Annotated in this window: 17 protein-coding genes; 4 read left to right on the forward strand and 13 right to left on the reverse strand. The window is 60.3% G+C overall.

Going from position 1 to position 25,111, the window contains the following annotated elements; all coding sequences use genetic code 11:
* Positions 1-96 precede the first annotated feature (96 nt).
* The 10 genes from NA637_RS12590 to NA637_RS12635 all read right to left on the reverse strand — a co-directional run bounded on the left by NA637_RS12590 (position 97) and on the right by NA637_RS12635 (position 14,365).
* Positions 97-1,515 carry an FAD-dependent oxidoreductase gene (locus NA637_RS12590; RefSeq protein WP_256072582.1) on the reverse strand — a complete coding sequence of 473 codons (1,419 nt, stop codon included), beginning with the start codon at positions 1,513-1,515 and terminating at the stop codon, positions 97-99.
* A 111-nt stretch (positions 1,516-1,626) separates the two neighbouring features.
* Positions 1,627-6,075: a glutamate synthase large subunit gene (gltB, locus tag NA637_RS12595; RefSeq protein ID WP_256072585.1), complete on the reverse strand. Its 4,449-nt coding sequence runs from the start codon at positions 6,073-6,075 to the stop codon at positions 1,627-1,629.
* A 171-nt stretch (positions 6,076-6,246) separates the two neighbouring features.
* Positions 6,247-7,737, reverse strand: a complete 1,491-nt coding sequence (locus tag NA637_RS12600) for an AAA family ATPase (RefSeq protein WP_256072586.1) — start codon at positions 7,735-7,737, stop codon at positions 6,247-6,249.
* 20 nt (positions 7,738-7,757) lie between these two features.
* On the reverse strand, positions 7,758-8,849 hold the full coding sequence (aroB, locus tag NA637_RS12605; protein WP_256072587.1) for a 3-dehydroquinate synthase: 1,092 nt from the start codon (positions 8,847-8,849) through the stop codon (positions 7,758-7,760).
* A gap of 22 nt (positions 8,850-8,871) precedes the next feature.
* Positions 8,872-9,417 carry a shikimate kinase AroK gene (gene aroK, locus NA637_RS12610; RefSeq protein WP_256072589.1) on the reverse strand — a complete coding sequence of 182 codons (546 nt, stop codon included), beginning with the start codon at positions 9,415-9,417 and terminating at the stop codon, positions 8,872-8,874.
* A gap of 5 nt (positions 9,418-9,422) precedes the next feature.
* Positions 9,423-11,534 (reverse strand): type IV pilus secretin PilQ, encoded by a 2,112-nt coding sequence (pilQ, locus tag NA637_RS12615; protein WP_256072590.1) that lies wholly within the window; start codon positions 11,532-11,534, stop codon positions 9,423-9,425.
* Positions 11,535-11,584: 50 nt separating this feature from the next.
* Entirely contained in the window at positions 11,585-12,112 is a 528-nt protein-coding gene (gene pilP, locus NA637_RS12620) for a type 4a pilus biogenesis lipoprotein PilP (RefSeq protein WP_256072591.1), read from the reverse strand.
* Positions 12,109-12,732, reverse strand: a complete 624-nt coding sequence (gene pilO / locus NA637_RS12625) for a type 4a pilus biogenesis protein PilO (RefSeq protein WP_256072592.1) — start codon at positions 12,730-12,732, stop codon at positions 12,109-12,111. The genes pilP and pilO overlap by 4 nt, the downstream gene beginning before the upstream one ends.
* Positions 12,729-13,301 (reverse strand): type 4a pilus biogenesis protein PilN, encoded by a 573-nt coding sequence (pilN, locus tag NA637_RS12630; RefSeq protein ID WP_256072593.1) that lies wholly within the window; start codon positions 13,299-13,301, stop codon positions 12,729-12,731. Before pilN ends, pilO begins: the two co-directional genes overlap by 4 nt.
* Entirely contained in the window at positions 13,301-14,365 is a 1,065-nt protein-coding gene (locus tag NA637_RS12635) for a type IV pilus assembly protein PilM (protein ID WP_256072594.1), read from the reverse strand. The genes pilN and NA637_RS12635 overlap by 1 nt, the downstream gene beginning before the upstream one ends.
* Positions 14,366-14,547: 182 nt before the next feature.
* Between NA637_RS12635 and NA637_RS12640 the strand changes: the two genes are divergently transcribed.
* On the forward strand, positions 14,548-17,001 hold the full coding sequence (locus NA637_RS12640; protein ID WP_256072595.1) for a penicillin-binding protein 1A: 2,454 nt from the start codon (positions 14,548-14,550) through the stop codon (positions 16,999-17,001).
* 126 nt (positions 17,002-17,127) lie between these two features.
* Here the strand turns inward: NA637_RS12640 and NA637_RS12645 are convergent, their stop codons facing one another.
* Positions 17,128-18,396 carry a malic enzyme-like NAD(P)-binding protein gene (locus NA637_RS12645; protein ID WP_256072597.1) on the reverse strand — a complete coding sequence of 423 codons (1,269 nt, stop codon included), beginning with the start codon at positions 18,394-18,396 and terminating at the stop codon, positions 17,128-17,130.
* A gap of 489 nt (positions 18,397-18,885) precedes the next feature.
* The gene (gene rpmE / locus NA637_RS12650; protein ID WP_019341291.1) at positions 18,886-19,098 is read right to left on the reverse strand and encodes a 50S ribosomal protein L31; all 213 of its coding nucleotides are present in this window, start codon (positions 19,096-19,098) and stop codon (positions 18,886-18,888) included.
* 202 nt (positions 19,099-19,300) lie between these two features.
* Between rpmE and NA637_RS12655 the strand changes: the two genes are divergently transcribed.
* The 3 genes from NA637_RS12655 (at position 19,301) to NA637_RS12665 (ending at position 24,043) form a co-directional block, all read left to right on the forward strand.
* Positions 19,301-21,523, forward strand: coding sequence for a primosomal protein N' (locus NA637_RS12655; protein ID WP_256072598.1), 2,223 nt, complete (start codon positions 19,301-19,303; stop codon positions 21,521-21,523).
* A gap of 117 nt (positions 21,524-21,640) precedes the next feature.
* Entirely contained in the window at positions 21,641-23,383 is a 1,743-nt protein-coding gene (gene argS / locus NA637_RS12660) for an arginine--tRNA ligase (RefSeq protein WP_256072599.1), read from the forward strand.
* Positions 23,384-24,043, forward strand: coding sequence for an SPOR domain-containing protein (locus NA637_RS12665; protein WP_256072604.1), 660 nt, complete (start codon positions 23,384-23,386; stop codon positions 24,041-24,043).
* Positions 24,044-24,133: 90 nt separating this feature from the next.
* On the opposite strand, the gene NA637_RS12670 is transcribed toward NA637_RS12665, so the two are convergent.
* Entirely contained in the window at positions 24,134-25,105 is a 972-nt protein-coding gene (locus NA637_RS12670; protein ID WP_256072605.1) for a CDP-6-deoxy-delta-3,4-glucoseen reductase, read from the reverse strand.
* Between the last annotated feature and the right edge of the window lie 6 nt (positions 25,106-25,111).

A 25,111-nucleotide genomic window follows, 5' to 3' on the forward strand; every position in this document is an offset into this window, starting at 1 on the left:
GCCCATCAGGGTGGCGGCTGGTGCCGATAGGCTGTCAAGCTTTTTCTGCTTTCCCGCTGTTACTTGCAGCTTGTGGCTTGCAGCTTGCCGCTGCTTTTAAACGTCAAGGTAGTCGAGGATGCCTTCGGCAGCCTGACGCCCTTCGAAGATCGCCGTCACCACCAGATCGGAGCCGCGCACCATATCGCCACCTGCGAAGATTTTCGGATTGCTGGTCTGGTGTTTGAACTGGCCCAATTCCGGCGCCACGACGCGGCCCTGGTTGTCGGTCTGGATGGCCTGACCTTCGAACCAGTCGGCCGGGCTCGGACGGAAGCCGAAGGCGATCACCACGGCATCCGCCGGCAGCACTTCCTCGGAACCGGGAATCGGCTCGGGGCTGCGACGGCCACGGGCATCCGGCGCGCCGAGACGGGTCTCGACCACCTTGACGCCTTCGACTTTGCCTTCGCCGACAATGGCGATGGGCTGCCGGTTGAAGAGGAACTTGACGCCCTCTTCCTTGGCGTTCTTCACTTCCTTGCGTGAGCCCGGCATGTTCGCCGCGTCACGCCGGTAGGCGCAGGTCACGCTCTTGGCGCCCTGACGGATCGAGGTACGGTTGCAGTCCATGGCCGTGTCGCCACCGCCCAGCACCACGACCTTCTTGCCCTTCATGTCGACGAAATCTTCCGGCGACTTCTCGAACCCGAGGTTGCGATTGACGTTGGCGATCAGGAAGTCCAGCGCGTCGTGAACGCCAGGCAGGTCTTCACCAGGGAAGCCGCCCTTCATGTAGGTATAGGTGCCCATGCCCATGAACACGGCGTCGTAGTCGGCGAGCAGCTGTTCAATGCTGATGTCCGTGCCCACTTCGGTGTTCAGGCGGAACTCGATCCCCATCCCGGTAAAGATTTCACGGCGGCGGCTGAGGACCGTCTTCTCCAGCTTGAACTCCGGGATACCGAAGGTCAGCAGTCCGCCGATTTCCGGATTCTTGTCGAACACCACCGGGGTCACGCCGCTGCGCACCAGCACGTCGGCGCAGCCCAGACCGGCCGGGCCAGCCCCGATGATGGCGACCTTCTTGCCGGTCGGCTTGACCTTGGACATGTCCGGACGCCAGCCCATGGCGAAGGCGGTGTCGGCGATGTACTTTTCCACCGAACCAATGGTGACCGCGCCGAAACCGTCATTCAGCGTGCAGGCACCCTCGCACAGGCGATCCTGCGGGCAGACGCGGCCACAGACTTCCGGCAGGGTATTGGTCTGGTGCGCCAGTTCGGCCGCGGCGAGGATGTTGCCTTCCGAAACCAGCTTCAGCCAGTTGGGAATGTAGTTGTGAACCGGGCACTTCCACTCGCAGTAAGGGTTGCCGCAACCCAGGCAGCGGTGGGCCTGCTCGCACGCCTGCTGCGGCTTGAAGGGTTCATGGATCTCGACGAACTCTTTCTTGCGCTGTCGCAGCAGCTTTTTCTTCGGATCCTTGCGCCCGACTTCGATGAACTGGAAGTCGTTATTCAGACGTTCAGTCATTTCAAGACCTCTCAACGGCAGCGGCAAGCCATAAGCTGCAAGCTGCAAGATTCTTTGCGGCAGCCGCAGGCCTCTTCACTTGTCGCTTGAGGCTTGCGGCTTGCGGCTGCTTTATTGCGGATTGGCCCGAGTGCTCGACAGCAGTGACGCCAGGTTGGCCGCCTTTGGCTTCACCAGCCAGAAGCGACGCAGATAGTCGTCGAGGTTTTCCAGGAGTTTCGCGCCCCATGCGCTGCCGGTTTCGGCGACATATTCGCGCAGCACTTCCTGTAGATGGCTACGTTGCGCTTCCATGGCCTCCCCCGTGATCCGCTGCAGGTTGACCAGCTCGTTGTTCACCCGGTCGACAAAGCTGTTGTCCACGTCCAGCACATAGGCGAAACCGCCGGTCATGCCGGAACCGAAGTTGTAGCCGGTCTTGCCGAGCACACAGACGAAGCCGCCAGTCATGTACTCACAGCAATGATCGCCGGTGCCTTCCACAACCGCATGGGCGCCAGAGTTACGCACGGCAAAACGCTCACCCGCGGTACCCGCAGCGAACAGCTTGCCGCCGGTGGCGCCATACAGGCAGGTATTGCCAAGGATGGCCGAATGCTGCGATTCGAAAACGCTGTTCCTGGGCTGGGTAACCACCAGTTTGCCACCGGTCATGCCTTTACCGACGTAATCGTTGGCATCCCCTTCCAGATACAGGTGCAAGCCGCCCGCGTTCCAGACGCCGAAGCTCTGACCGGCGGTGCCCTTGAAGCGGAAGGTGATCGGCGCGTCTTTCATGCCCTGGTTGCCGTGCACTTGGGCGATCTCGCCGGAGACGCGGGCGCCGATGGAGCGATCGCAATTGCAGATGTCCAGTTCGAACTCACCGCCGCTCTTGGCATCAATGGCAGCACGAGCGAGCTTGACCATTTCTTCGGCCAGCAACCCCTGATCGAACGGTGGGTTCTTCTCCACCTCACAGAACTGCGGCTTGTCGGCTGGAATCTGATCGCTGCCAAGCAACGGCGACAGATCCAGATGGTTCTGCTTGGCGGTTTCACCTGGCAGCAGCTCGAGCAGATCGGTACGCCCGATCAGCTCCTGCAGGGTGCGCACACCAAGCCGAGCCAGCCACTCGCGGGTTTCTTCAGCCACGAAGGTGAAGAAGTTGACCACCATGTCAACCGTGCCGATGAAATGGTCCTTGCGTAGCTGATCGTTCTGCGTGGCGATACCGGTGGCGCAGTTGTTCAGATGGCAAATACGCAGGTACTTGCAACCCAGCGCAATCATCGGGGCGGTGCCGAAACCGAAGCTCTCGGCGCCAAGAATAGCGGCTTTGACCACGTCCAGGCCGGTCTTCAACCCGCCGTCGGTCTGTACGCGAACCTTGCCCCGCAGGTCGTTGCCACGCAGGGTCTGGTGCGTTTCGGCCAGGCCGAGTTCCCAGGGTGAGCCGGCATAACGAATGGAGGTCAACGGCGAGGCGCCTGTGCCGCCATCGTAGCCGGAGATGGTGATCAGGTCGGCGTAGGCCTTGGCAACGCCAGCGGCAATGGTGCCGACCCCAGGCTCGGCCACCAGCTTGACCGAAACCAGCGCCTTGGGATTGACCTGCTTGAGGTCGAAGATCAGCTGGGCCAGATCCTCGATCGAATAGATGTCGTGGTGCGGCGGTGGCGAAATCAGCGTGACGCCCGGCACCGCGTAACGCAGCTTGGCGATCAGGCCGTTGACCTTGCCGCCCGGCAGCTGGCCACCTTCGCCGGGCTTGGCACCCTGGGCAACCTTGATCTGCAGCACCTCGGCGTTGACCAGGTATTCCGGCGTGACACCGAAGCGGCCAGTGGCCACCTGCTTGATCTTCGAGCTGCGTTCGGTGCGATAACGTGCAGGATCTTCGCCGCCCTCACCGGAGTTGGAGCGTGCGCCAATGCGATTCATCGCCGCGGCAATCGCTTCGTGCGCTTCCGGGGACAGCGCGCCGAGCGAGATGCCGGCCGAGTCGAAGCGCTTGAGGACCTGTTCCAGCGGCTCGACTTCTTCGAGCGCAAGGGGCTGCTCCGACACCTTGAGCTTGAGCAGGTCGCGCAGCATCGCCACGGGACGCTGATCGACCAGCGCGGTGTATTCCTTGAAGCGGTGGTAATCGCCCTCCTGCACCGCAACCTGTAGCGCTGCCACCACGTCCGGGTTGTAGGCGTGATACTCGCCGCCGTAGACGAACTTCAGCAGACCGCCCTGCTGGATCGGCTTGCGGGGACTCCAGGCCTCGGTCGCCAGCGCCTTCTGCTCGGCTTCCAGATCAGCATAGCGCGCGCCCTTGATGCGGCTGGCGACCCCACGGAAACTGACCTCGACGACCTCGTCCGCCAGACCCACGGCTTCGAACAGCTGGGCGCCGCGGTATGAGGTGATGGTTGAGATGCCCATCTTCGAGATGATCTTCAGCAGCCCTTTGGAGATCCCCTTGCGGTAGTGCTTGAACACCTCGTAGAGGTCGCCGAGCACCTCGCCGGTACGGATCAGGTCGCCGAGCACTTCGAACGCCAGGAACGGATAGACTGCGGTCGCACCGAAACCGATCAGAACGGCAAAATGATGGGGGTCGCGTGCAGTGGCGGTTTCCACCAGGATGTTGCAGTCACAGCGCAGGCCGGTTTCGATCAGGCGGTGGTGCACCGCACCTACGGCCAGCGATGCATGCACCGGCAGCCTGCCCGGCTGGATGGCGCGGTCGCTGAGGATCAGCATGACCTTGCCGCTGCGCACGGCCTCTTCGGCCTGGTCGGCGATATTGCGCACCGCCGCTTCCAGGCCGAGGGACTCGTCGTAGTTCAGGTCGATGAGATGGCGCTCGAAGCCAGGGCGGTCGAGCTCCATGATCGTCCGCCACTTCGCCGGAGAGATCACCGGCGTGGTCAGGATCGCGCGATTGGCGTGCTCGGCGGTTTCCTCGAAGACATTGCGCTCGGCACCCAGGCAGGTTTCCAGCGACATCACGATGGACTCGCGCAGCGGGTCGATCGGCGGGTTGGTGACCTGCGCGAACTGCTGGCGGAAGTAATCGAACGGCGAACGTACCCGCCGGGACAGCACGGCCATCGGGGTGTCGTCGCCCATGGAGCCGACCGCTTCCTGGCCCTGCTCGGCGAGCGGACGCAGAACCTGATCACGCTCCTCGAAGGTGACCTGGAACATCTTCATGTATTGCTTGAGCTGGCCGGCATCGTAAAACGCCGAGCCATGGTCGTGATCGTCCAGGGTCGACTGGATACGCAACGCGTTCTGGCGTAACCAGGTCTTGTACGGGTGCTGAGACTTCAGACGGTTATCGATGTCATCGGTATGCAATACCTGTCCGGTTTCGGTATCCACCGCCAGGATCTGCCCCGGCCCGACACGACCCTTGGCGATCACGTCTTCCGGCTTGTAATCCCAGACGCCCACTTCGGAAGCCAGGGTGATGTAGCCATTCTTCGTCGTAACCCAACGCGCAGGGCGCAGACCATTGCGGTCGAGCAGGCAGATCGCATGGCGGCCATCGGTGAGCACTACGCCCGCAGGACCGTCCCAAGGCTCCATGTGCATGGAGTTGAATTCATAGAAGGCGCGCAGATCGGGATCCATGGTCTCGACGTTTTGCCAGGCCGGAGGAATGATCATGCGCAGGCCGCGGAACAAATCCATACCGCCGGTGACCAACAGCTCCAGCATGTTGTCCATGCTCGAGGAATCGGAGCCCGTACGGTTGACCAGCGGATCGAGGGCTTCCAGGTCGGGAAGCAGCTCATTGGCAAACTTCGTTCGGCGCGCCTGCGCCCAGTTGCGGTTGCCGGTGATGGTGTTGATCTCGCCGTTATGAGCGAGGAAACGGAACGGCTGGGCCAACGGCCATTGCGGCATCGTGTTGGTGGAGAAGCGCTGATGGAACACGCAGATGGCCGTGGCCAGACGCTCATCGCCGAGATCGGGGTAGAACTGCGCCAGGTCCGCCGGCATCATCAAACCTTTGTAGATGATGTCTTTGTCGGAGAGGCTGCAGGCGTAGAATTCCTTGTCACCGGCGAGGGCAACTTCGGCACGGCGACGAGCGAAGAACAGCTTGATGCCGAAATCACGTTCGGACAGGCCTTCCGCCGAGACGAACAGCTGTTCGATGCGCGGCAGGCGCTCCAAGGCGAGACGGCCCAGAACGGTGGTATCGACCGGAACCTCACGCCAGCCAACCAGGGTCAGACCCTGGGCAGCGATCTGTTCGTTGAGGCTGGTTCGGGCCGCTTGCGCCTTGGCCGCGTCCTGGCTGAGGAAGATCATGCCGACCGCATAAAGCGCCGGCAGATCGGCGTCGAAGTGCTGCTTGGCCATGGCGCGAAGAAACGCGTCAGGCTTCTGCATCAGCAGGCCGCAACCGTCGCCGGTCTTGCCGTCAGCGTTGATGCCGCCGCGATGAGTCATGCAGGTGAGTGATTGAATCGCGGTCTGAAGCAGGTGATGGCTTGCCTCGCCTTGCATGTGGGCGATCAGACCGAAGCCGCAGTTATCCTTGAACTCTTCAGGACGAAACAGACCTGCTCTCATAGGCACTCCACCAGCTAAATGCGTTGTAAATCAACCCCTTATTGACGGCGCACAGAATCGCCCCGTCATACACGTGGGCAAAAGGGGGAGCAGTTTACAAAGCCCGGTAGAGCGACACAATTTTATTTTTGCAAGCCCCAAAACAGGGCGCTGCGCGCTATTTTGGTGCAGTTACTGGCGAGTCGGCGAAATTTCCTGCTGGACGCTGGTGAAACTCCGCACCCAAGGCTTACCCGCCTGTAGCGAGGGCGGCAATTTCTTGATGGCCTCCAATGCAGCATTGCGACTGGGGAAACTGCCGTAGGTCACCACATATAGGGGCCTACCCTCATGCTGCTTGACAAAATAACGGAAACCGTCACCTTGCCGTTTGACCAAGGCCTCAGCGTTCGCCTGGGTCCGCGTACCCAGCACCTGAACCAGGTAGTTGGTTTTGGACTGGTTGGCGTACCAGCTCGCAGGGGAGGCAGGCGCATCCGCGACAACTTGACGCACAGGCTCCCGCGGCACCTCGGCTACGCGATTGGGCTGAGCGGCCGGAGGCTCCACAGCCACCGGGGCAGCGATTTCTGCAGGCGCCCGGAGACTGTCGTCAGCCAGTTCCCCAACAGGCGCCGGCTCCTCGACAGCCTGCGTCGATGGATCATCCGCCTCGGCACTACCAGCAGCAGCAAGCGGCTCGCGGATGACCGGCTGAGCAGGCGGCACCGGGACGATCTCCGACGCCGTATCGGCCTCCTCGTCAAGCGCCTCGGTTACCGGTGCCGTCCCCAGCGGCAATGTGGTGGTGACAGGCGTCGCTGACGAGTCATCCGAGTCACGCATCAGCAAGCTGATCAAGACGATAAAAACGACGACGACCAGTGCCAGCACGTGCTTCATGGGTAGCGGCAAGCTCCATCCGGCCGACTTCCGACGCCCTTTCGATTGTTGCATTGCCTCAAGAAGCTCCTCTCTAGCGGTCTGATTTATGGCACCCGGCCAACCGCCGGAATCGACATGAATTCGCTCGACCTGCTCTTCAGTGAAACAGTCCAGCCCAGATCCAGCCCCTTCGAGGCGCTGCGCGAGATACTCCCGAGTTTCATCTTGCTCGTACGGTTGAAGCGCAATCACATGGAAGCGTTCTTCACCTTCCACCAACGCCTCCAGACGCGCCACCAGTGCAGGCTCACCGAAGAGAAAGACGTGCGGCCGTCCTTCAGGGCTACCCTGAGCCAGTCGCAGCAAGGTTTCGACGGCCGCCCCCGTAAGCCGTTCGGCATCGTCGACCAGCAGATACACGTCCTGACCGGTCAACGCCAATTGAATGATCTGCGCCATGATCGAGTCGAAGTCGGCGCGCTGAGTGCCGAGCGCCTGGGCGATCTGCTGCAAAAGAATGTTCGAATCGAGCGTTTCCTGGGGCGAGATGACCACGCTCTGAACCGCCTGCTTGTTACTGCTGGCCACCAGGGCCTGACGCACCAGTGTCTTGCCGCCACCCTCGGGGCCCGTCACTACCAGCAGTAACTGGCTGTAGCGCGCCAGGTGATGCAACTGCCCCAGCACGGGCTTGCGCCGAGCCGGGAAGAACTTGAAGCTGGGCACGCGTGCAGCAAAGGGATCATGGCTGAACCCGTAATGATTCAGATACGAATCGTCGGCAGACAAACTGGACATGGACATCTCTTAGGTTCTGACTATTGCGTAAGCGCGTCGTAGTTGACGTTCAATGTGGCCGCCAGCACTTCACGGGGGAAGTCCCCAGTCACCACGGCTTCGCCCAGGTGCTTGAGCAGGACCAATCGCAACTGGCCGTTCAGCACTTTCTTGTCGACTGCCATGTGCTTGAGGAAATCCTCGGCGCACATATTGGCCGGGGGCACTACCGGCAAACCGGCACGCGACAGCAAGCTCACGGCACGGTTTCGCTCGGCAATGGAGAGCCAGCCGAGCCGGTGCGACATTTCCAGGGCCATGACCGTGCCCGCCGAGACTGCCTCGCCGTGCAGCCATACACCATAGCCCTGATGGGTCTCGATGGCATGGCCGAACGTATGACCGAGATTGAGCGTGGCACGAATGCCTGACTCTCGCTCGTCTGCGCCAACCACCTTGGCCTTGGCCATACAGGAACGTTTTATCGCCTCGGTAAGCGCCACTTGATCCAACGCGCGAAGCCTGTCGATATTGTCCTCGAGCCAGCCGAGGAACGGCTCGTCACAGATCAACCCGTATTTGATCACCTCGGCGAGGCCGGCGGACAACTCGCGCGCCGGCAGCGTTACCAGGGTAGCAGTGTCGATCAGCACTGCCTGCGGTTGGTAGAACGCACCGATCATGTTCTTGCCGAGCGGATGGTTGATACCCGTCTTGCCGCCCACCGAAGAATCGACTTGAGATAGCAGCGTTGTCGGAACCTGAATGAAGTCGACGCCTCGCTGGTAGCTGGCCGCTGCGAAACCGGCCATATCGCCGATCACGCCGCCGCCCAGCGCGACAATAGTGGTGTTGCGATCATGCCTGGCCGAGAGCAACGCATCAAAGATCAACTGCAGGGTCTGCCAGTTCTTTTGCGCCTCTCCGTCGGGGAGCACGATCGGAGTCAGCTTGAATTCGCCGAGGCTGCGCGAAAGGCGCTCGAGATAGAGCGGCGCAACGGTGTCATTGGTAACGATCGCAACCTGCCTGCCACGGATATGGCGGGCCAACAGCTCACCCTGATCGATAAGCTGCGCAGCAATCACGATCGGGTAGCTTCGCTCGCCGAGATCGACCTGTAGAGTCTGCATGGGGCCCCCGTGATTAAAGGGGCTAGGATAGCGCAGATCGGTCCAGGCTTTCACGAGGCCCGGGAGACTGGAGCTGACTGAGGATCTCCTGCACCACCCTGCGCGGGGGGCGCTCGTCCGTCTGGATGATGATGTCGGCAATTTCGCGGTACAACGGGTCCCTTACAGCCATCAATCCGGTCAGTACCTCGCGCGGATTCGAAGCTCGCAGCAACGGTCGATTGCGGTCGCGGGAGGTACGCTCAAGCTGCTGATCGACCGAGGTGCACAGGTAGATAACATATCCCCCTGCGCGCAACACTTCGCGAGTGTCCTTTCGAAGCACCGCACCGCCGCCCGTTGCCAGCACGACGCCGTGCATCTGGCAGAGCGCCTGGATGGCGACGTGTTCCCTCTCGCGAAAACCCTGCTCACCTTCAACATCGAATATCAGCGGAATGCTGGCACCGGTGCACTGCTCGATCTCCTTGTCGGAGTCCCGAAAGGGGAGACGAAGCTCCTTGGCAAGCAGGCGTCCGATGGTGCTTTTTCCAGCGCCCATCGGACCTACGACGATAATATTTTTCAATGATGTCAACGATTCACGGCGATTGCCTGATGATTCAGGATTCTGGGTGTAAGGAACACCAACAGTTCAGACTTGGCATCCGTCACGACATCGCGACGAAACAAGCGGCCAAGATAAGGCACATCGCCCAGAAACGGAACCTTGTCGACGCTTTTCGACTGGCTGTTGGAGAACACCCCACCGATCACGACAGTTTCTCCATCGTTTACCAGAACCTTGGCATTGACTTCGTTCTTATCGATTGGCGGGACGCCGTCAATCGCGTTGCGGAAATCTGGCGCATCCTTCGTCACCTTGACCTCCATGATGATGCGGTTATCCGGCGTAATCTGCGGGGTCACCTCCAGGGACAAGGCCGCCTCTTTAAAAGAGGTGCTGGTCGCACCGCTTGAGCTGGCCTCCTGATAGGGCACTTCCGTGCCTTTCAGAATCTTCGCTGTTTCTTTGTCCGCTGTCATGACCTTGGGCTGGGACACGACTTCTCCATTTCCGGTTTTCTCCATCGCAGAGAGTTGAAGATCCAGTAGGAGATGATCCGAAATAAAGCCGATGCCCACACCGGAAGTGCTCCCTAGTACCCCCATGTCAACAAAGGGAACTGGGGCCACGCCTTCGTCGAGCGTGAAGTTGCCAACGGTATCTGAACCCGGCAGCCGCAAAACCCCATCATCATCGATAGACCTGCTGCCATCCTTGCCATAGACACTCCACTGATCGTTCGCAAGTTGACCGCCCCAGCGCACCCCAAGCGCTTTATCGTAGCCAACGTTCGCCTCAACAATCCGCGCCTCGATCATGACCTGGCGAACCGGGATATCCAGTTGGGTTACGATACGGCGCAGTTCATCCAAACGTTCCTGGGTTTGGTAGGCGATTATGTTGTTCGTGCGGTCATCAACCGCGATGGAGCCCCGTTCGTCAGGCTGCCCATCGACCGCAGTCACCGACTGAAAGAGCTTGGCAATATCCGCAGCCTTAGCGTAATTCACCTGCACGACTTCACGACGCAGCGGCGCCAGCTCGGCAATTTGCCGCTTGGACTCCAGCTCCTGACGCTCCCGCGCGGCAATCTCGTCTGCCGGGGCCACCAGCAGAACATTGCCCACCTGACGTTTGTCCAGGCCTTTGGTTTTCAGCACCAGATCCAGCGCCTGATCCCAGGGTACGTTCTGCAAACGCAGCGTGATATTGCCCTGCACGGTATCGCTAGCCACCAGGTTCAGGTCGGTAAAATCGGCAATCAGCTGCAGAACAGAGCGAACGTCAATGTCCTGGAAGTTCAGCGACAGCTTCTCCCCGGAATAGGTGAAATGTTCGGCCTTGCGTTGCTCGGCATCTGCCTCGCTGAGCGGCTTGACGCTGATGGTCAGCTTGTCGTCGGTCTGGTACGCCAGGTAGTCGTAGCGACCGCTGGGCTCGATGGCAATACTGGCGCCATCGGCCTTGCTGCTCGAATCGACAAACTTAACTGGGGTGGCAAAGTCCTGGACGTCCAGCCGAACACGCAGCGATTCCGGCAATTGCGTCCTGGCGAAGAAAACCCGAATTTTGCCGCCTTGCTCTTCAATGCTTGGACTGATCGACGGATCAGACAAGGTGATGACCACATTGCCGGCCCCGTCATCCCCTCGGCGAAAATCGATATTGCTGATGGATTGTCCAATAGCCAGGGGAAGGTTCGGCGTGGCCGATGTCTTGGCGGTTGCGGCAGCAGCCGAAGCAGCCGCCGGGGCACCAGCGGATTCGCCGAGCACGACGAACAGGTTGTTGCCGTCAACACGGGTCGAATAGGGAACCAGAGAAGTGAGATTGACGATGAGCCGGGTACGCCCCTGCGCCTCCACCACGGTCACGCTTCGTGCATTACCGACACCCAGCTCATGGTTTTTCGACCCCAGCTTGCTGGAGACGCCTGGTAGATCAAGGGCGATGCGGGCGGGCTGGTCGACTGTGTAACCGCGCGGAGTCGCTACCGGCTCGTCGAAAGCCAGCTTCAACTCAACCCGGTCGCCAGGCAGTGACGCGACGTCGAGGGAGTTCAGATTTGCCGCCAGCAGAGCAGGCGAGATGAGCGCTGCCAGCAACGACAAGCCGAGACGGGTGAGAGTGGTATTCATAAAAGGCTTCCGTTGTGCAGACCGGTACAGGTTTCCATTTTTGCCATGACTCAGGAGCGCTCTTTCAAGGTCAGGCTACGCGGGCGCTCAAGCCACCCACCCTCTCCGTCCGGAACGATTTCAAGCACATCCACCTCGGCCTCGCTGATCTCAACGATACGGCCATGGTTGCGCCCCAGATAGTCACCGACCTTGACTCGGTGAACCCCGTCACCCCCTTTGATCAAGGCGTAGCTACCTGCGCCATTGGCCAGCGTGCCCACCATGACGAAGTTCTCAATGTTGAATTCCTCAAGAAACTGCTTGATACGGCTTTCGTCGGGCCTTACATCCTTTGTCCCTTTCTGCCGCCGAGTCAGATCGATCTTCATAGGCGGCTGGAAGGGATGGCGCAACGACGCCGCGCTGTAGGTAAACGCCTCGTACGGCAGAAACGCGGGCAGCGGCTCGATCGAGCCTTTCGGCTTGGCTCGCACCTCATCCATGTAACTGCGCAGATCGTCGAAATCTCCGCTGACACCGCACCCGGCCAGCACCAGCATGCCCAGGCCCATCGCCAGACATCGGGCTCCTTTCATTTCTGCAGCCCCTTGTCGTTATAGCGATAGGTCTTTGCCAGGATGCTCATGTGCAGCTTGGAAGGCGAATCCTTACTGTTCGGCTTGATCTCGAAATCGTGCAGGGTAACGATGCGTGGCAAGCTCGATACGCCGCTGACGAAAGTGGCGAGGTCGTGATAAGCGCCGACGACCTTGATCTGTATCGGCAACTCGATATAGAACTGCTGGGTCACTTCTGGCTGCAGCTTGATTTCTTCGAATTCGAGCCCGCTGCCCAGGCCAGTACGGGTGATATCCTCAAGCAAACCCGGCACCTCGGTATCGCTTGGCAACTGGCGCAGCAGAGCGCCAAAAGACGCTTCCATCTCAAGCATCTGCGCCTTGTACGCCTCCAGATTCGCCGCCTGAAATGCTTTCGTGGAGAACTGTTGCTTGAGCCGGTCTTCCTCTGCCGCTTGCTGGTCGAGGCTGGCCTGCAAATCACTGAGATAGAAGTAGTAACCACCGCCAAGAATCAGCACCATCAGCAATATCGCAGCGATGGCTTTTACCGCTGCGGGCCAGGACCCCAGGTTGTTCATGTCCAGATCAGACAGATCGACGCTACGGAGATTCTCCAGCGAGCTCGCCAGGCTCATGGTTTCTCTCCTTCGACGGCAGCAGCCGGCTGGGTCTGCTGTACCGTTAACTGGAACAGGTTCTCCTGGTCGACCGCCCCTGCGGTGACGGCCTTCACTTCGTTCAGGTTCGGCGCATCCAGCCAATCAGAGCCATCCAAGTTACGCATCAGGTTAGAGACTCGGTTGTTTGACTCGGCAGCGCCAACGATGGCGATGTTTTTCCCGGTCATCTTCAACCCGGTGAAGTAAACGCCATCGGGAAGCGTGCGCACCAGTTGGTCGAATACACGGCCGATGATCGGCCGATTACCCTGCAGGTCCTGGATGATCTTCATCCGCTCGAGCAGTTGTTGCCGACGTTCTCTCAATTCCTTGATTTCTGCGATGCGGGTATCCAGAACGGCAATTTCCTTGCGAACGAAATCATTACGCGCGCTCTGTCGCTCGATGGCATGGGTGTAGTACTGGTCTGCAAGAAACAACAGACCCACTGCCGCAACCGCGACCCCGGCCAGCGACACCAGGAAACGCTGTTTACGCTCTTCGCGCAGCTGCTCGCGCCAAGGTAAAAGGTTGATCCTGGCCATCAGTCGAAACTCCTCAAGGCCAACCCACAGGCGATCATCAGGGCCGGCGCATCACTGGCGAGAGCGCCAGCGTTGACCTTGCTGCTCAATGCCATATCGGCGAACGGGTTGGCGACTGAAGTCTGGGTACCGATTTTCTGCTGAATCAGCCGATCCAACCCCGGGATCGATGCCGTGCCGCCCGCCAGGAGAATGTAATCCACATCATGGAACTGCCCGGCAGCGAAGAAGAACTGCAGGGAGCGCGAAACCTGTTGAACGACCGCCTCCTTGAACGGCTGCAACACTTCGCTATCGAAATCGTCTGGAAGGCCGCCCTGTTTCTTGGCCAGGCCCGCCTCTTCCATCGACAACCCATAACGCCGTTGTATTTCCTCGGTGAGCTGGCGGCCGCCGAACAGTTGCTCGCGCGTATAGATGGTACGGCCGTTGTGCAATACGCTGAGCGTGGTCATGGTCGCACCGATGTCGACGAGCGCGACGGTCAGCTCGTCATGCCCAGCACCCAACTGGGGCGCCAGCAAGCCATAGGAACGCTCCAGCGCATAGGCTTCGACATCAACGACCCTTGCCGTCAGCCCCGCCAAGGCGAGTGCTGCTTCACGTATTTCCACGTTTTCCTTGCGGCACGCTGCCAGTAACACTTCAACCCGGCCAGGCGAACGAGGGGCCGGACCCTGCACCTCGAAGTCGATGGCAACCTCTTCGAGAGGGTAGGGAATGTACTGGTCAGCTTCGATCTTCAACTGGTTTTCCAGCTCTTCGTCGCTGAGCCCGGCTTCCATCTCGATGCTTTTGGTAATGACCGCCGAACCAGAGACCGCCACAGCAGCAGACTTGGCCCCAGTTTTTGCTTTGCCTAACAGTCGGGAAAGCGCCTGCCCCACGCCCTCCAGCTCAGCAATGTTTTTTTCAACCACGGCATTTGGCGGAAGTGGCTCAACCGCATAGGACTCAACCCGGTACCGGGAACCTGAGCGGCTTAGTTCCAGTAGCTTGACGGACGTCGAACTGATGTCGATCCCAAGCAGCGTCTGCGCTTTCTTAGTGAATAGCCCTAGCACGGCTGATTTCCTATCTTTATCCGCTACTTATGGATTAATCATGGATGTCGGCATTAGATAACAGCCTTGACAGAAGCGCAAATGGCTCCCTTGCGGAAAAACCGCTTATAATGTGAACGGTTTTTCCTTTCAGCAGCGTCTGCGGCACACACCTCGTTCCCATCCTGGATTCAACAACCCCGATGCGTTTTCTGAAGTTTTTCCTATGGTCGTGCTTGGCTATTTTCTGCGGTCTTTTGCTCAGTCTCAGCGGCGCGTTTCTCTACCTCAGCCCCAACCTGCCGTCTGTCGACTCGCTACGCAGCATACAGCTGCAGATTCCGCTGCGGGTCTACAGCCACGATGGCAAGCTGATCGCCGAATATGGCGAAATGCGCCGCTCCCCTATCAGCTTCGATGAAATACCCAAGGACTTCATCGCCGCTTTGCTGTCGGCAGAAGACGATAACTTCGCCAATCATTATGGCGTCGATATTTCCAGCCTGATGCGCGCTGCCACGCAATTATTGAAAACCGGCCATATTCAGACCGGCGGCAGCACCATCACCATGCAGGTGGCGAAGAATTACTTCCTGACCAGCGAGCGCAGCTTTTCGCGCAAGATCAATGAAATCCTCCTCGCTCTGCAGATTGAACGAGAACTGAGCAAGGATGAAATCCTCGAGCTGTACGTCAACAAGATCTACCTGGGCAACCGCGCCTATGGAATAGAAGCTGCAGCACAGGTGTACTACGGCAAATCAATCAGCGAGCTGAGCTTGGCGCAGATGGCCATGATAGCCGGCCTGCCCAAGGCACCTTCAGCCTTCAATCCGCTCGCCAACAAGGAACGCGCCAAGGAGCGACGGGACTGGATTCTCGGGCGAATGTACCGGCTCGGAAAAATAGACGAGCCCCGTTATCACCAAGCATTGGCGGAACTCGTCGATGCGTCTTATCACGGCTCCTCGCCCGAACTTGACGCACCTTACATTGCCGAAATGGCACGCGCCGAAATGGTCGGCCGCTTCGGCAGCGCTGCATACACTGACGGATTCCGCGTCTATACCACCGTCAGCAGCGAACGTCAGGTCGCTGCCAACCAAGCCCTTGCCCAGGGACTGATCGAATACGACCAGCGCCACGGCTATCGTGGCCCGGAAGCTCACCTGGCTGGCACGGATGAAGCAGACTGGCTGAGACAGCTCGGTGACTATCGCAGCCAGTCCGGGATGCAGCCGGCAGTCGTAACTCGCATCTCAAAAGAGTCCGTCCAGGCGCGACTTCGAGACGGCAGCCAACACAGCATCGCCTGGGACAGCATGAAGTGGGCCCGCCCATTCATTAATACCAACAGCCTGGGGCCACAACCCAAGGCACCGTCCGACGTGGTCAAACCGGGAGATGTCATTCGGATCCGCATTGTCGAAGGTGAAGCGCTATTCGGCCAGATACCCCAGGCGCAGGGCGCACTGGTATCTCTCGATCCGCTTGACGGATCCATCGAAGCGCTGACCGGAGGGTTTTCCTTTGGGCAAAGCAATTACAACCGCGCCATTCAGGCCAAGCGCCAGCCCGGCTCAAGCTTCAAACCCTTCGTTTATAGCGCCGCACTGGATGCAGGGTTCACCCCTGCCACGCTTGTTAACGACGCCCCCATCGTGTTCGTTGAAGAAGGCCTGGACCGCGCTTGGCGACCCAAGAATGACAACAACACCTTCCTCGGCCCGATCCGCTTGCGAGAGGCACTGTACAAGTCACGCAACCTGGTGTCGATTCGCCTGCTGCAAACGCTCGGCATCCCGCAGACCATCAACTACATCACACGTTTTGGATTCAAGCCCGAAGACCTGCCCGCGAACTTGTCGCTTGCGCTTGGTACAGCAACCTTGACACCCATGGAAATCGCTACCGGCTGGACAGTATTTGCCAATGGCGGCTACAAGATAGAGCCCTATCTGATAGAGCGGATCGAAGACAGGGACGGGAAGGTGATATTCAGCGCAGACCCTGTGCGCGTGCCAGAACGCAACACCGCAGGTCCAACCTCTGGAGCCGCGACCGAGGCGACGGCCATTTCCTACGCACAGAACGACTCGTTCATTGCCGACAATAGCTCAGAGCTGCCCCGCCGCCCCCCCAGGTACGCCGAGCAGATCATTGATGATCGGACCGCGTACATCATGACCAGCATGCTGCAAGACGTCATCAAACGAGGCACGGGCCGAAAAGCCTTGGCGATGGGCCGTGGCGATATCGCGGGAAAGACCGGGACCACCAACGAATCAAAAGACAGCTGGTTCTCGGGCTATAACGCCGACATCGTCACCACCGTCTGGACCGGGTTCGATCAGCCTCAGAGCTTGGGTCGCCGTGAGTACGGCGGCACGGTGGCCCTGCCCATCTGGATGAAATACATGAGCGCTGTGCTGGAGGGCAAACCTGAACATGCCCCGGCTGAACCTGAAGGCATCCTGACCCTGCGCATCGACCCTGACAGTGGCCGCGCAGCGGCACCAGGAACACCAGATGCCTATTTCGAAATATTCCGAAACGAGGACTCACCGCCAGGCATGAACGATGAGCTGATGCCAGGCGCAACCATCCCCGGCAGTCCGCTACCGGCCAGCGAAACGGCACCTATGGATCTTTTCTAAAGTCGAGTACGACGTGAGCGCGTAGCCGTGCTCCGCCAGGTGTCTGCGGGATTTCGATGGTAAGAAACCGGCCATTTGGCCGGTTTTTCTAACTACAGCCCCGTCAAAGCGGAGCCATACGACCAATCAACCACCGAATACGTCATCGACAGACTTAAGCGGGTAGTTCGAGGGGTAGGGCAGGGTCGCCACGCCGCTTTCAATGGCAGCCTTGGCGACCGCATCGGAAACCAGCGCGAGCAGGCGCGGATCCATCGGCTTCGGAATGATGTACTCCCGACCGAACTCCAGACTCTCAACGCCATAGGCGGCCGCCACCTCGGCCGGCACCGGCAGCTTGGCAAGGTCACGCAGCGCCAGCGCGGCGGCTATCTTCATTTCCTCGTTGATGCGCTTGGCCCGGACGTCCAGCGCACCGCGGAAAATGAACGGGAAGCCCAGCACGTTGTTGACCTGATTCGGATAATCCGAACGGCCGGTCGCCATGATTACATCGGAGCGCGTCGCGTGCGCCAGCTCCGGACTGATCTCAGGGTCCGGGTTGGAGCAGGCAAATACCACCGGATTGGCCGCCATACGCTTGAGACCTTCGGCACTCAGCAGATTGGCGCCAGACAGGCCCACGAAGACGTCGGCACCGTCTAGCGCGTCATCCAGGGTGCGCTTGTCGGTCTCATGTGCAAACACTGCCTTGTACTGGTTTAGATCGTCACGACCCGCATGGATAACACCCTTGCGATCGATCATGGAGATGTTCTCGATTTTCGCGCCCATGCTAACCAGCAACTTCATGCAGGAGGTTGCAGCGGCGCCGGCGCCGAGGCAGACGATCTTGGCCTGTTGCAACGTCTTGCCGGCAATTTCCAGCGCATTGAGCATGCCCGCTGCAGCGACGATAGCCGTGCCGTGCTGATCGTCATGAAACACGGGAATGTCGCATTGTTCGATCAAGGTCCGTTCGATTTCGAAGCATTCAGGCGCCTTGATGTCTTCCAGATTGATCCCGCCAAAGGTGATGGAGATACGCTTGACCGTATCGATAAAGGCCTGCGGACTCTCCGCATCGACTTCGATATCAAACACATCGACCCCGGCGAATCGCTTGAACAGCACACCCTTGCCTTCCATAACCGGCTTGGATGCCAATGGCCCAAGGTTGCCAAGACCAAGAATCGCGGTGCCATCGGAAATCACCGCAACCAGATTGCCTTTGCCGGTGTATCGATAAGCCAACTCCGGATCTCGGGCAATCTCCCGGACCGGCTCCGCCACACCAGGACTGTAGGCCAGCGAAAGATCGCGAGCGGTGGACGTGGGCTTGGTCAGCTCGACGCTCAACTTTCCCGGACGGGGTTGGGAATGGTAGTCGAGAGCGGCAGTTTTCAGGTCAGTCATGGGGGCAGTTCCGCTTATTGTACTGGGACAGACAGGTGGTCGAGGATACGCCAAGACCGAGCGCCGTCACAAGGGAACGGAAAACCTGGCTGTCAAGGCCTGGCCGTACGACTGTGGCGACGGCTTCAGGACAAAGGCATGCGCATCGATGGGTGGCCTAGCCTCAACAGCCAACGCGCCCGCCGCGACCGATCACCACGACTCTTTCGATCGATGACCCACCCCTGGCCTCGACATCCTTCCCAGACAGGCCCCTCAGCGCATCATCGAAAGCGGCAACGACCTGAGGAGTGATCTGCACCACAAGCGAACCACCCAGTTCCAACCAGACACCTCCCCGGTTGGTCTCCACGCGCGCGACTCGCTGGCCGGGCAAAGCGCGGCAGCCTGCAAGCTGAAGAAGCTAGAAAGCGAAAAAGGCGCCCATCAGGGACGCCTTTTTCAGGTGCTCGGAGAATCCCATCGGATTCCCGGAGCGGCGACAGCTTGTTACTTGGCGCCAAACACACCAAAGCGCTGCTTGAAGCGGTCGATACGGCCGCCGGTATCCAGCACTTTCTGCTTGCCGGTGTAGAACGGATGGCACTCAGAGCAAACGTCGATGCTCAGGTTCTTGGCCAGCGTAGAGCGAGTCTTGATGACGTTGCCGCAGCTGCAAGTGGCGTCGATTTCTACGTAATTAGGATGGATATCGGCTTTCATGGAAAAATCCTCTAGGACTTGTGCCGCCACCCGACCCTATGTCGAGTACCGCACGGAAGGACGCGAATGATAACAGAGCAAGGAAGCGATGCAAGGGCTGCTGATCGGCCAGATATCGCGCACCCCACAGCCCGAGACTACAGGCCAGCCTGCTACCCCGCCGGATCGTTTAAGATCGGCATTCGCCGCCAAGGACTTTCGCGTGCCCCGATCCATACTCCGCCTCGCGCTGCCCTCGCCATTGCGCAGACTCTTCGACTACCTCCCGCCTGCTGGCGTCTCAAACGCCGGGCTGCAGCCTGGTATGCGCCTGCGCGTGCCGTTTGGCCGACGCGAGGTCATCGGGATATTGGTAGAGGTCGTCAGTCACAGCGAAGTCCCCGAGGCGAAGCTCAAACCGGCTCTGGAATTGCTCGATGCGCGACCTCCCCTACCGTCGCCGCTGTTCAAGCTATGCCTGTGGACTGCCCAGTATTACCAGCACAGCCTCGGCGACACGCTCAGCTGGGCGCTGCCAGTCCTGCTGCGCCAGGGCGAACCCGCCGAGGCGAGACAGGAACGTTTCTGGCATGTGGTCAACGGCGCGCGGCCCGAAGACCCGAGACTGAGCCGGGCGCCACGCCAACGCGAAGCATTGAAGACCATCGCTCAGCATCCTCACGGCATGGCGCATGCCCTGCTTTCGCAGCTGCAGCTGAGCAAGGACAGCCTCGATCTGCTGTTGCAGAAAGGCCTGCTGCGCGTCGAGACCCGGCGCTGCCAGCAGACTCCGCGGCACCAGGGCAGCTGGCTGCTGCAGGCGGAACTACCGCTGAACCAGCAGCAACGCGCCGCCTTTGAAGCCATTCGTGCAGGCCTGGATGGCTTTCAGGCATACCTGCTCGCCGGCGTCACCGGGAGCGGCAAGACCGAGGTTTACCTGCAACTGATCCATCAGGTGTTGGAGGCTGGCAAGCAGGCTCTGGTGTTGATTCCCGAGATCAACCTCGGGCCACAGACCCTGGCGCGCTTCGAAAAACGCTTCAATGCCCGCATCGCCCTGCTCCACTCCAATGTCAACGACCGCGAACGTCTGGGTGCCTGGCTTGCGGCGCGGGACGGTGAGGCCGACATCATCATCGGTACCCGCTCAGCGTTGTTCACCCCGATGAAAAACCCGGGGTTGATCATTCTCGATGAAGAGCACGATGCCTCTTATAAACAGCAGGAAGGCCTGCGCTATCACGCGCGCGACCTCGCCGTGGTCAGAGCGCGCCAAGAGAACGTCCCGATTTTGTTGGGGTCGGCGACACCGTCGCTGGAAAGTCTGCACAACGCCTACAGCGGGCGCTACGGACTATTGAAGCTGACCGAGCGTGCCGGAGGGGCACAAGCGCCACGCTTGCTGCGCCTGGACATAAAGAGCCGCCCGCTCGATTCCGGCATTTCCGGCCCGTTGCAGCAGGCCATGGCGCAGACACTTGCCGCCGGACAGCAGGTGCTGGTGTTCCTCAACCGGCGCGGCTTCGCCCCCTCGCTGCTGTGCCACGATTGCGGATGGATCGGCCAGTGCCCTCGCTGTGACGCCAGGATGACGCTGCATCAGCGGCACAACGAGCTGCGCTGCCACCACTGCGGCCATGCCGAACGCCCGCCGCATAGCTGTCCAGACTGCAACAAGCTCGACCTGAGGCCCGTAGGCGCGGGCACCGAGCGAGCGGAGGAGCGACTCGCAACGCTCTTTCCCGACTACCCGGTGCTGCGCATCGATCGTGACAGCACCTCGCGCAAAGGCTCGATGGAGCAGCTGCTGGCCACCATCAACCGCGGCGAGCCATGCGTGCTGGTGGGCACTCAGATGCTCGCGAAAGGCCACCACTTCCCGCGCGTGACCTTGGTCGCCATTCTAGATGCGGACGGTGGCTTGTTCTCGGCCGATTTCCGCGCCAGCGAACGCATGGCTCAGCTGATCGTACAGGTAGCCGGCCGCGCCGGGCGGGCCGAGGAGCCCGGCAAAGTGATCATCCAGACCCACTTGGCGGACCACCCGCTGCTGGTTCAGCTGTCCGAGCAGGGCTACTTCGCCTTCGCTGAACAGGCGCTGAGCGAGCGTCGCGCGGCCGGCTTGCCACCTTTCAGCCATCTTGCGCTGTTGCGGGCCGAGGCAGTGAAACCCGGCCAGGCCGAAGATTTCCTCGATCAAGCCTGTATTCAGGCCGAACAGCTGATAGCGCAACTCGGCCTGACGGGTGTCGAGCTGCTGGGGCCGGTGCCCGCTCCGATGGAGCGACGAGCCGGGCGGTTTCGTGCGCAGCTGCTGCTACAAGCCAACGCCCGCGCACCACTGCATAACCTGATGAGCGCCTGGATGCCGCAGGTAGAGGCACTGCCGGCTAGCCGCACCGTCCGCTGGTCGTTGGATGTTGACCCGATCGACCTGTTCTGAAGTCGGCCTGTCGCACAGACTCCAGCGCAACTAAGCGCCTTAAGCCTTGAAGGTTCGGCCTCGAGGCACCGATAATGCCCAGTTTTCGACCAAAGCCTTCGGCCGACCGAGCACATCATGAAAGACAGCATCCGCCATCTGATCCAGCAAGCCCTGGCCCGTCTCACCGCTGACGGCGTGCTGCCGGAGGGGTCGAACCCGACTATTCAGGTGGAGTACACCCGCGACAAGACCCACGGCGACTTTGCCAGCAACGTCGCGATGATGCTGGCCAAGCCCGCCGGGATGAAGCCGCGCGAGCTGGCGCAAAAGCTCATCGAAGCATTGCCAGCAGACCCCGGCGTCAGCAAGGTTGAGATCGCCGGCCCGGGCTTTCTCAATTTCTTCCAGAACAGCGCTGCGCTGGCGCAGCGGCTGGACGCCGCCCTCGCCGACCCTCATCTCAGCGTCAGCAAAAAGGGCTCCAAGCAGCGCGTTGTGGTCGACCTCTCCTCACCGAACCTGGCGAAGGAAATGCACGTCGGTCATCTGCGCTCGACCATCATCGGCGACGCCGTGGCGCGCGTGCTCGAATTCCTCGGTGACGAGGTTATCCGGCAGAACCATGTGGGCGATTGGGGCACCCAGTTCGGCATGCTGCTGGCTTACGTGAAGGAACAACCGAAAGGGTTCGACTCACCGGAGCTGGCAGACCTGGAAGGCTTCTACCGCGCAGCGAAGCAACGGTTCGACGAATCGGCAGAGTTTGCCGAACGCGCGCGCAAGCTAGTCGTGGAGCTGCAAGCAGGCGATGCCGAATGCCTGCGGCTGTGGAAGCAATTCAACGAACTCTCACTCAGCCATGCGCAAGAAGTCTACGACCGCCTCAACGTCAAGCTCACCCCGGACGATGTAAAAGGCGAAAGTGCCTACAACGCCGAACTTGCCGACATAGTCGCCTCGCTCAGGGCCAAAGGGCTGCTGAGTGAGAGCAACGGAGCCCAATGCGTCTTTCTCGATGAATTCAGGAACGCCGAAGGCAACCCGCTCCCGGTGATTGTGCAGAAAGCCGGTGGCGGCTATCTCTACGCCACCACTGACCTGGCCTCCATGCGCTACCGCAGTCAGCAGCTAAAGGCCGATCGCGCGCTGTATTTTGTCGATCAGCGCCAGGCGCTGCATTTCCAAATGACCTTCGAGGTGGCTCGACGCGCCGGCTTCGTCCGCAGCGACATGCAGCTCGAGCACATGGGTTTCGGCACCATGAACGGCGCTGACGGTCGCCCCTTCAAGACCCGTGACGGGGGCACGGTGAAGTTGGTCGATCTGCTTGACGAAGCCGAACAACGCGCCTACAGCCTGGTTAAGGGAAAAAACCCCGATCTTGACGAAGGAGAGCTGCGGCAAATCGCCCACGCTGTGGGCATCGGCGCAGTGAAATATGCAGACCTGTCCAAGCATCGCGCCAGCGATTACAGCTTCAACTTTGAGCAAATGCTCAGCTTCGAGGGCAACACCGCCCCTTACCTGCTCTATGCCTATACCCGAGTGGCCAGCGTGTTTCGCAAGCTGGGAACCAGCATGGACGAATTGACCGGGGAGATAAGTCTGGAGGCCGAACAAGAGCAGGCGTTAGGTGCGAAGCTTGCTCAGTTTGCCGAAGTGCTTAACGCTGTGGGCGAGAAGGGTGTCCCCCACTTGCTGTGCAGCTATCTCTATGATCTGGCGGGGCTGTTCTCCAGCTTCTACGAGCACTGCCCCATCCTCACGGCCGAGCACGAAGCTGTAAAACAGAGTCGTCTGCGCCTGGCCGCCCTGACCGGCAAGACGCTGAAACAAGGCCTTGCCCTGCTTGGCCTGGAAACGCTGGAGCGGATGTAAGTGGCAGCCAGGAAAAAACCCGCCCCGAAACGTGGCGCGAGCCGCTACCAGGCGCCCGCCAAGAAGCCGGTACCTGGCTGGGTCTGGCTCCTGTGTGGCCTGGTCACCGGTGGCTTCATCGTGTTCCTGATGAACCTTGAACCTGGCGGCGATGAGATCAAGCGCAGCAAGGCCACAGCCAAGTCCAATGAGCTGCCGAAGCGTTCGCCTCCCGCCACGGGCCAGCCAGCCAAGCCGAAGTACGACTTCTATACGCTGCTGCCTGATTCGGAAGTGATCCTACCGCCAGACGCATCAAAGCCGGAACCGCCCAAGCCGGTCACACCGGAAGAGGCTGCCAAAATCGATGCGGCGCGTGCCGAAGCCGCCCTGAACGGCCAGGTCCCGCCACCTCCACCAACCGTGGCCAAGGCACCGGTGACCCAGTTCTTCTTGCAGGCCGGCTCGTTCCGCAAGAAGCCGGAGGCGGAAAAGGTCAGGGCGCAGATCATTCTGCTCGGCCAGGATGTCCGGGTGGAGAATGTGAGCGTGCGTGACGAGGACTGGTACCGGGTGTTGGTCGGGCCGTTTGCCGACCGGGAAAAACTGGGTCAGGCCCAGAAGGCGCTATCGGCGAGTGGCTACAACAACCTGCTGCTTCAACAGCGCCAAGCGCGCTGAACCGGGCCTCTACTCAGGCGCAGAAACGCTGTAAACCGCGCGGCTCTGTCACTGACTCACTGACCTGCAGGACAGGGCGAACGCTCGGTCCTAACGGTCCCGTGGTGCGTAGGCGAAAACGTCTGCACGCATCTGCTTCGCATCCATCCCGGCCTCTACCAGCGCATCCAGCGTGCCGTAGACCATCGCGGGGGAGCCGCTGGCGTAGACATGAACCGGCTGCAGATCGGTGAAGTCCGCGCAGACAGCCTGGTGCAACATGCCGCACCGCCCAGCCCACTCACAAACGTCACTGACAATCTGATGCAGAAACAGATTGGGCATCTGTTGCCATTCCTGCCAATGCGGCAACTGATAGAAGTCTTCCGGGCGCCGCACCCCCCAGTACAGATGCACCGGATAAGCGAAGCCCTCGGCTCGGCAATGCTCGATCAAACTGTGCATCTGCGCCATCCCGGTGCCTGCAGCAATCAGCACCAACGGTCCCTCTGGCAGTTCGGCGAGGTGGGTATCACCGAACGGCATCTGCACGCGGGCCGTCCCGGTGCGCCTGATTTGCTGCAGCAGGTCGATCGCTGACGATTCACGCGCCAGCACATGGAGCTCCAACTCACGCCCGCGCCCTGGCGCCGACGCCAGCGAAAAGGCGCTGTATTCACCATCCTCCCGCTCGATCAACAAGTACTGCCCAGCGTGGTAGCGCGGCAGTTTTCCGGCCGGCGCACGGAGCAGCAGGCGAAACACGTCGCCTCCCACGTCTTCACAGCTGACGAGCTGGCAGCTGAGCGTGCGCACCGGTAACTCCCCCGGCGCAAGCACACCATCCCACAGCAGCACGCAATTTTCCTCTGGCTCAGCCAGGCAGGCGAAAATTTCGCCATGATCATGGCTTTCACCACGCTGACGCACCCGGCCATCAACCAGCAGGGCAGCGCATATCAGGCAATTACCGTTGCGGCATGCTTGCGGGCAGTCGTAGCCCAACCGGCGCGCGGCGTCGAGGATCAACTCACCCCGCTCGACGTCGAGCACTGCCCCGGAGGGTTGCAGGGTTACTTTCATCAATTC

Origin of the sequence: Stutzerimonas stutzeri, assembly GCF_024448935.1 — a bacterium.
Classification (GTDB): Bacteria; Pseudomonadota; Gammaproteobacteria; order Pseudomonadales; family Pseudomonadaceae; genus Stutzerimonas; species Stutzerimonas stutzeri_AO.

Bases quoted from the DNA above. Each gene is read 5' to 3' on its own strand.
- rpmE (WP_019341291.1), bottom strand. From the start codon at position 19,098: ATGAAAGCCGATATCCATCCTAATTACGTAGAAATCGACGCCACTTGC.
- NA637_RS12590 (WP_256072582.1), bottom strand. From the start codon at position 1,515: ATGACTGAACGTCTGAATAACGACTTCCAGTTCATCGAAGTCGGGCGC.
- pilQ (WP_256072590.1), bottom strand. From the start codon at position 11,534: ATGAATACCACTCTCACCCGTCTCGGCTTGTCGTTGCTGGCAGCGCTC.
- NA637_RS12600 (WP_256072586.1), bottom strand. From the start codon at position 7,737: ATGTCCAGTTTGTCTGCCGACGATTCGTATCTGAATCATTACGGGTTC.
- gltB (WP_256072585.1), bottom strand. From the start codon at position 6,075: ATGAGAGCAGGTCTGTTTCGTCCTGAAGAGTTCAAGGATAACTGCGGC.
- pilO (WP_256072592.1), bottom strand. From the start codon at position 12,732: ATGAGCCTGGCGAGCTCGCTGGAGAATCTCCGTAGCGTCGATCTGTCT.
- NA637_RS12645 (WP_256072597.1), bottom strand. From the start codon at position 18,396: ATGACTGACCTGAAAACTGCCGCTCTCGACTACCATTCCCAACCCCGT.
- pilN (WP_256072593.1), bottom strand. From the start codon at position 13,301: ATGGCCAGGATCAACCTTTTACCTTGGCGCGAGCAGCTGCGCGAAGAG.
- NA637_RS12670 (WP_256072605.1), bottom strand. From the start codon at position 25,105: ATGAAAGTAACCCTGCAACCCTCCGGGGCAGTGCTCGACGTCGAGCGG.
- pilP (WP_256072591.1), bottom strand. From the start codon at position 12,112: ATGAAAGGAGCCCGATGTCTGGCGATGGGCCTGGGCATGCTGGTGCTG.
- argS (WP_256072599.1), top strand. From the start codon at position 21,641: ATGAAAGACAGCATCCGCCATCTGATCCAGCAAGCCCTGGCCCGTCTC.
- NA637_RS12640 (WP_256072595.1), top strand. From the start codon at position 14,548: ATGCGTTTTCTGAAGTTTTTCCTATGGTCGTGCTTGGCTATTTTCTGC.
- aroB (WP_256072587.1), bottom strand. From the start codon at position 8,849: ATGCAGACTCTACAGGTCGATCTCGGCGAGCGAAGCTACCCGATCGTG.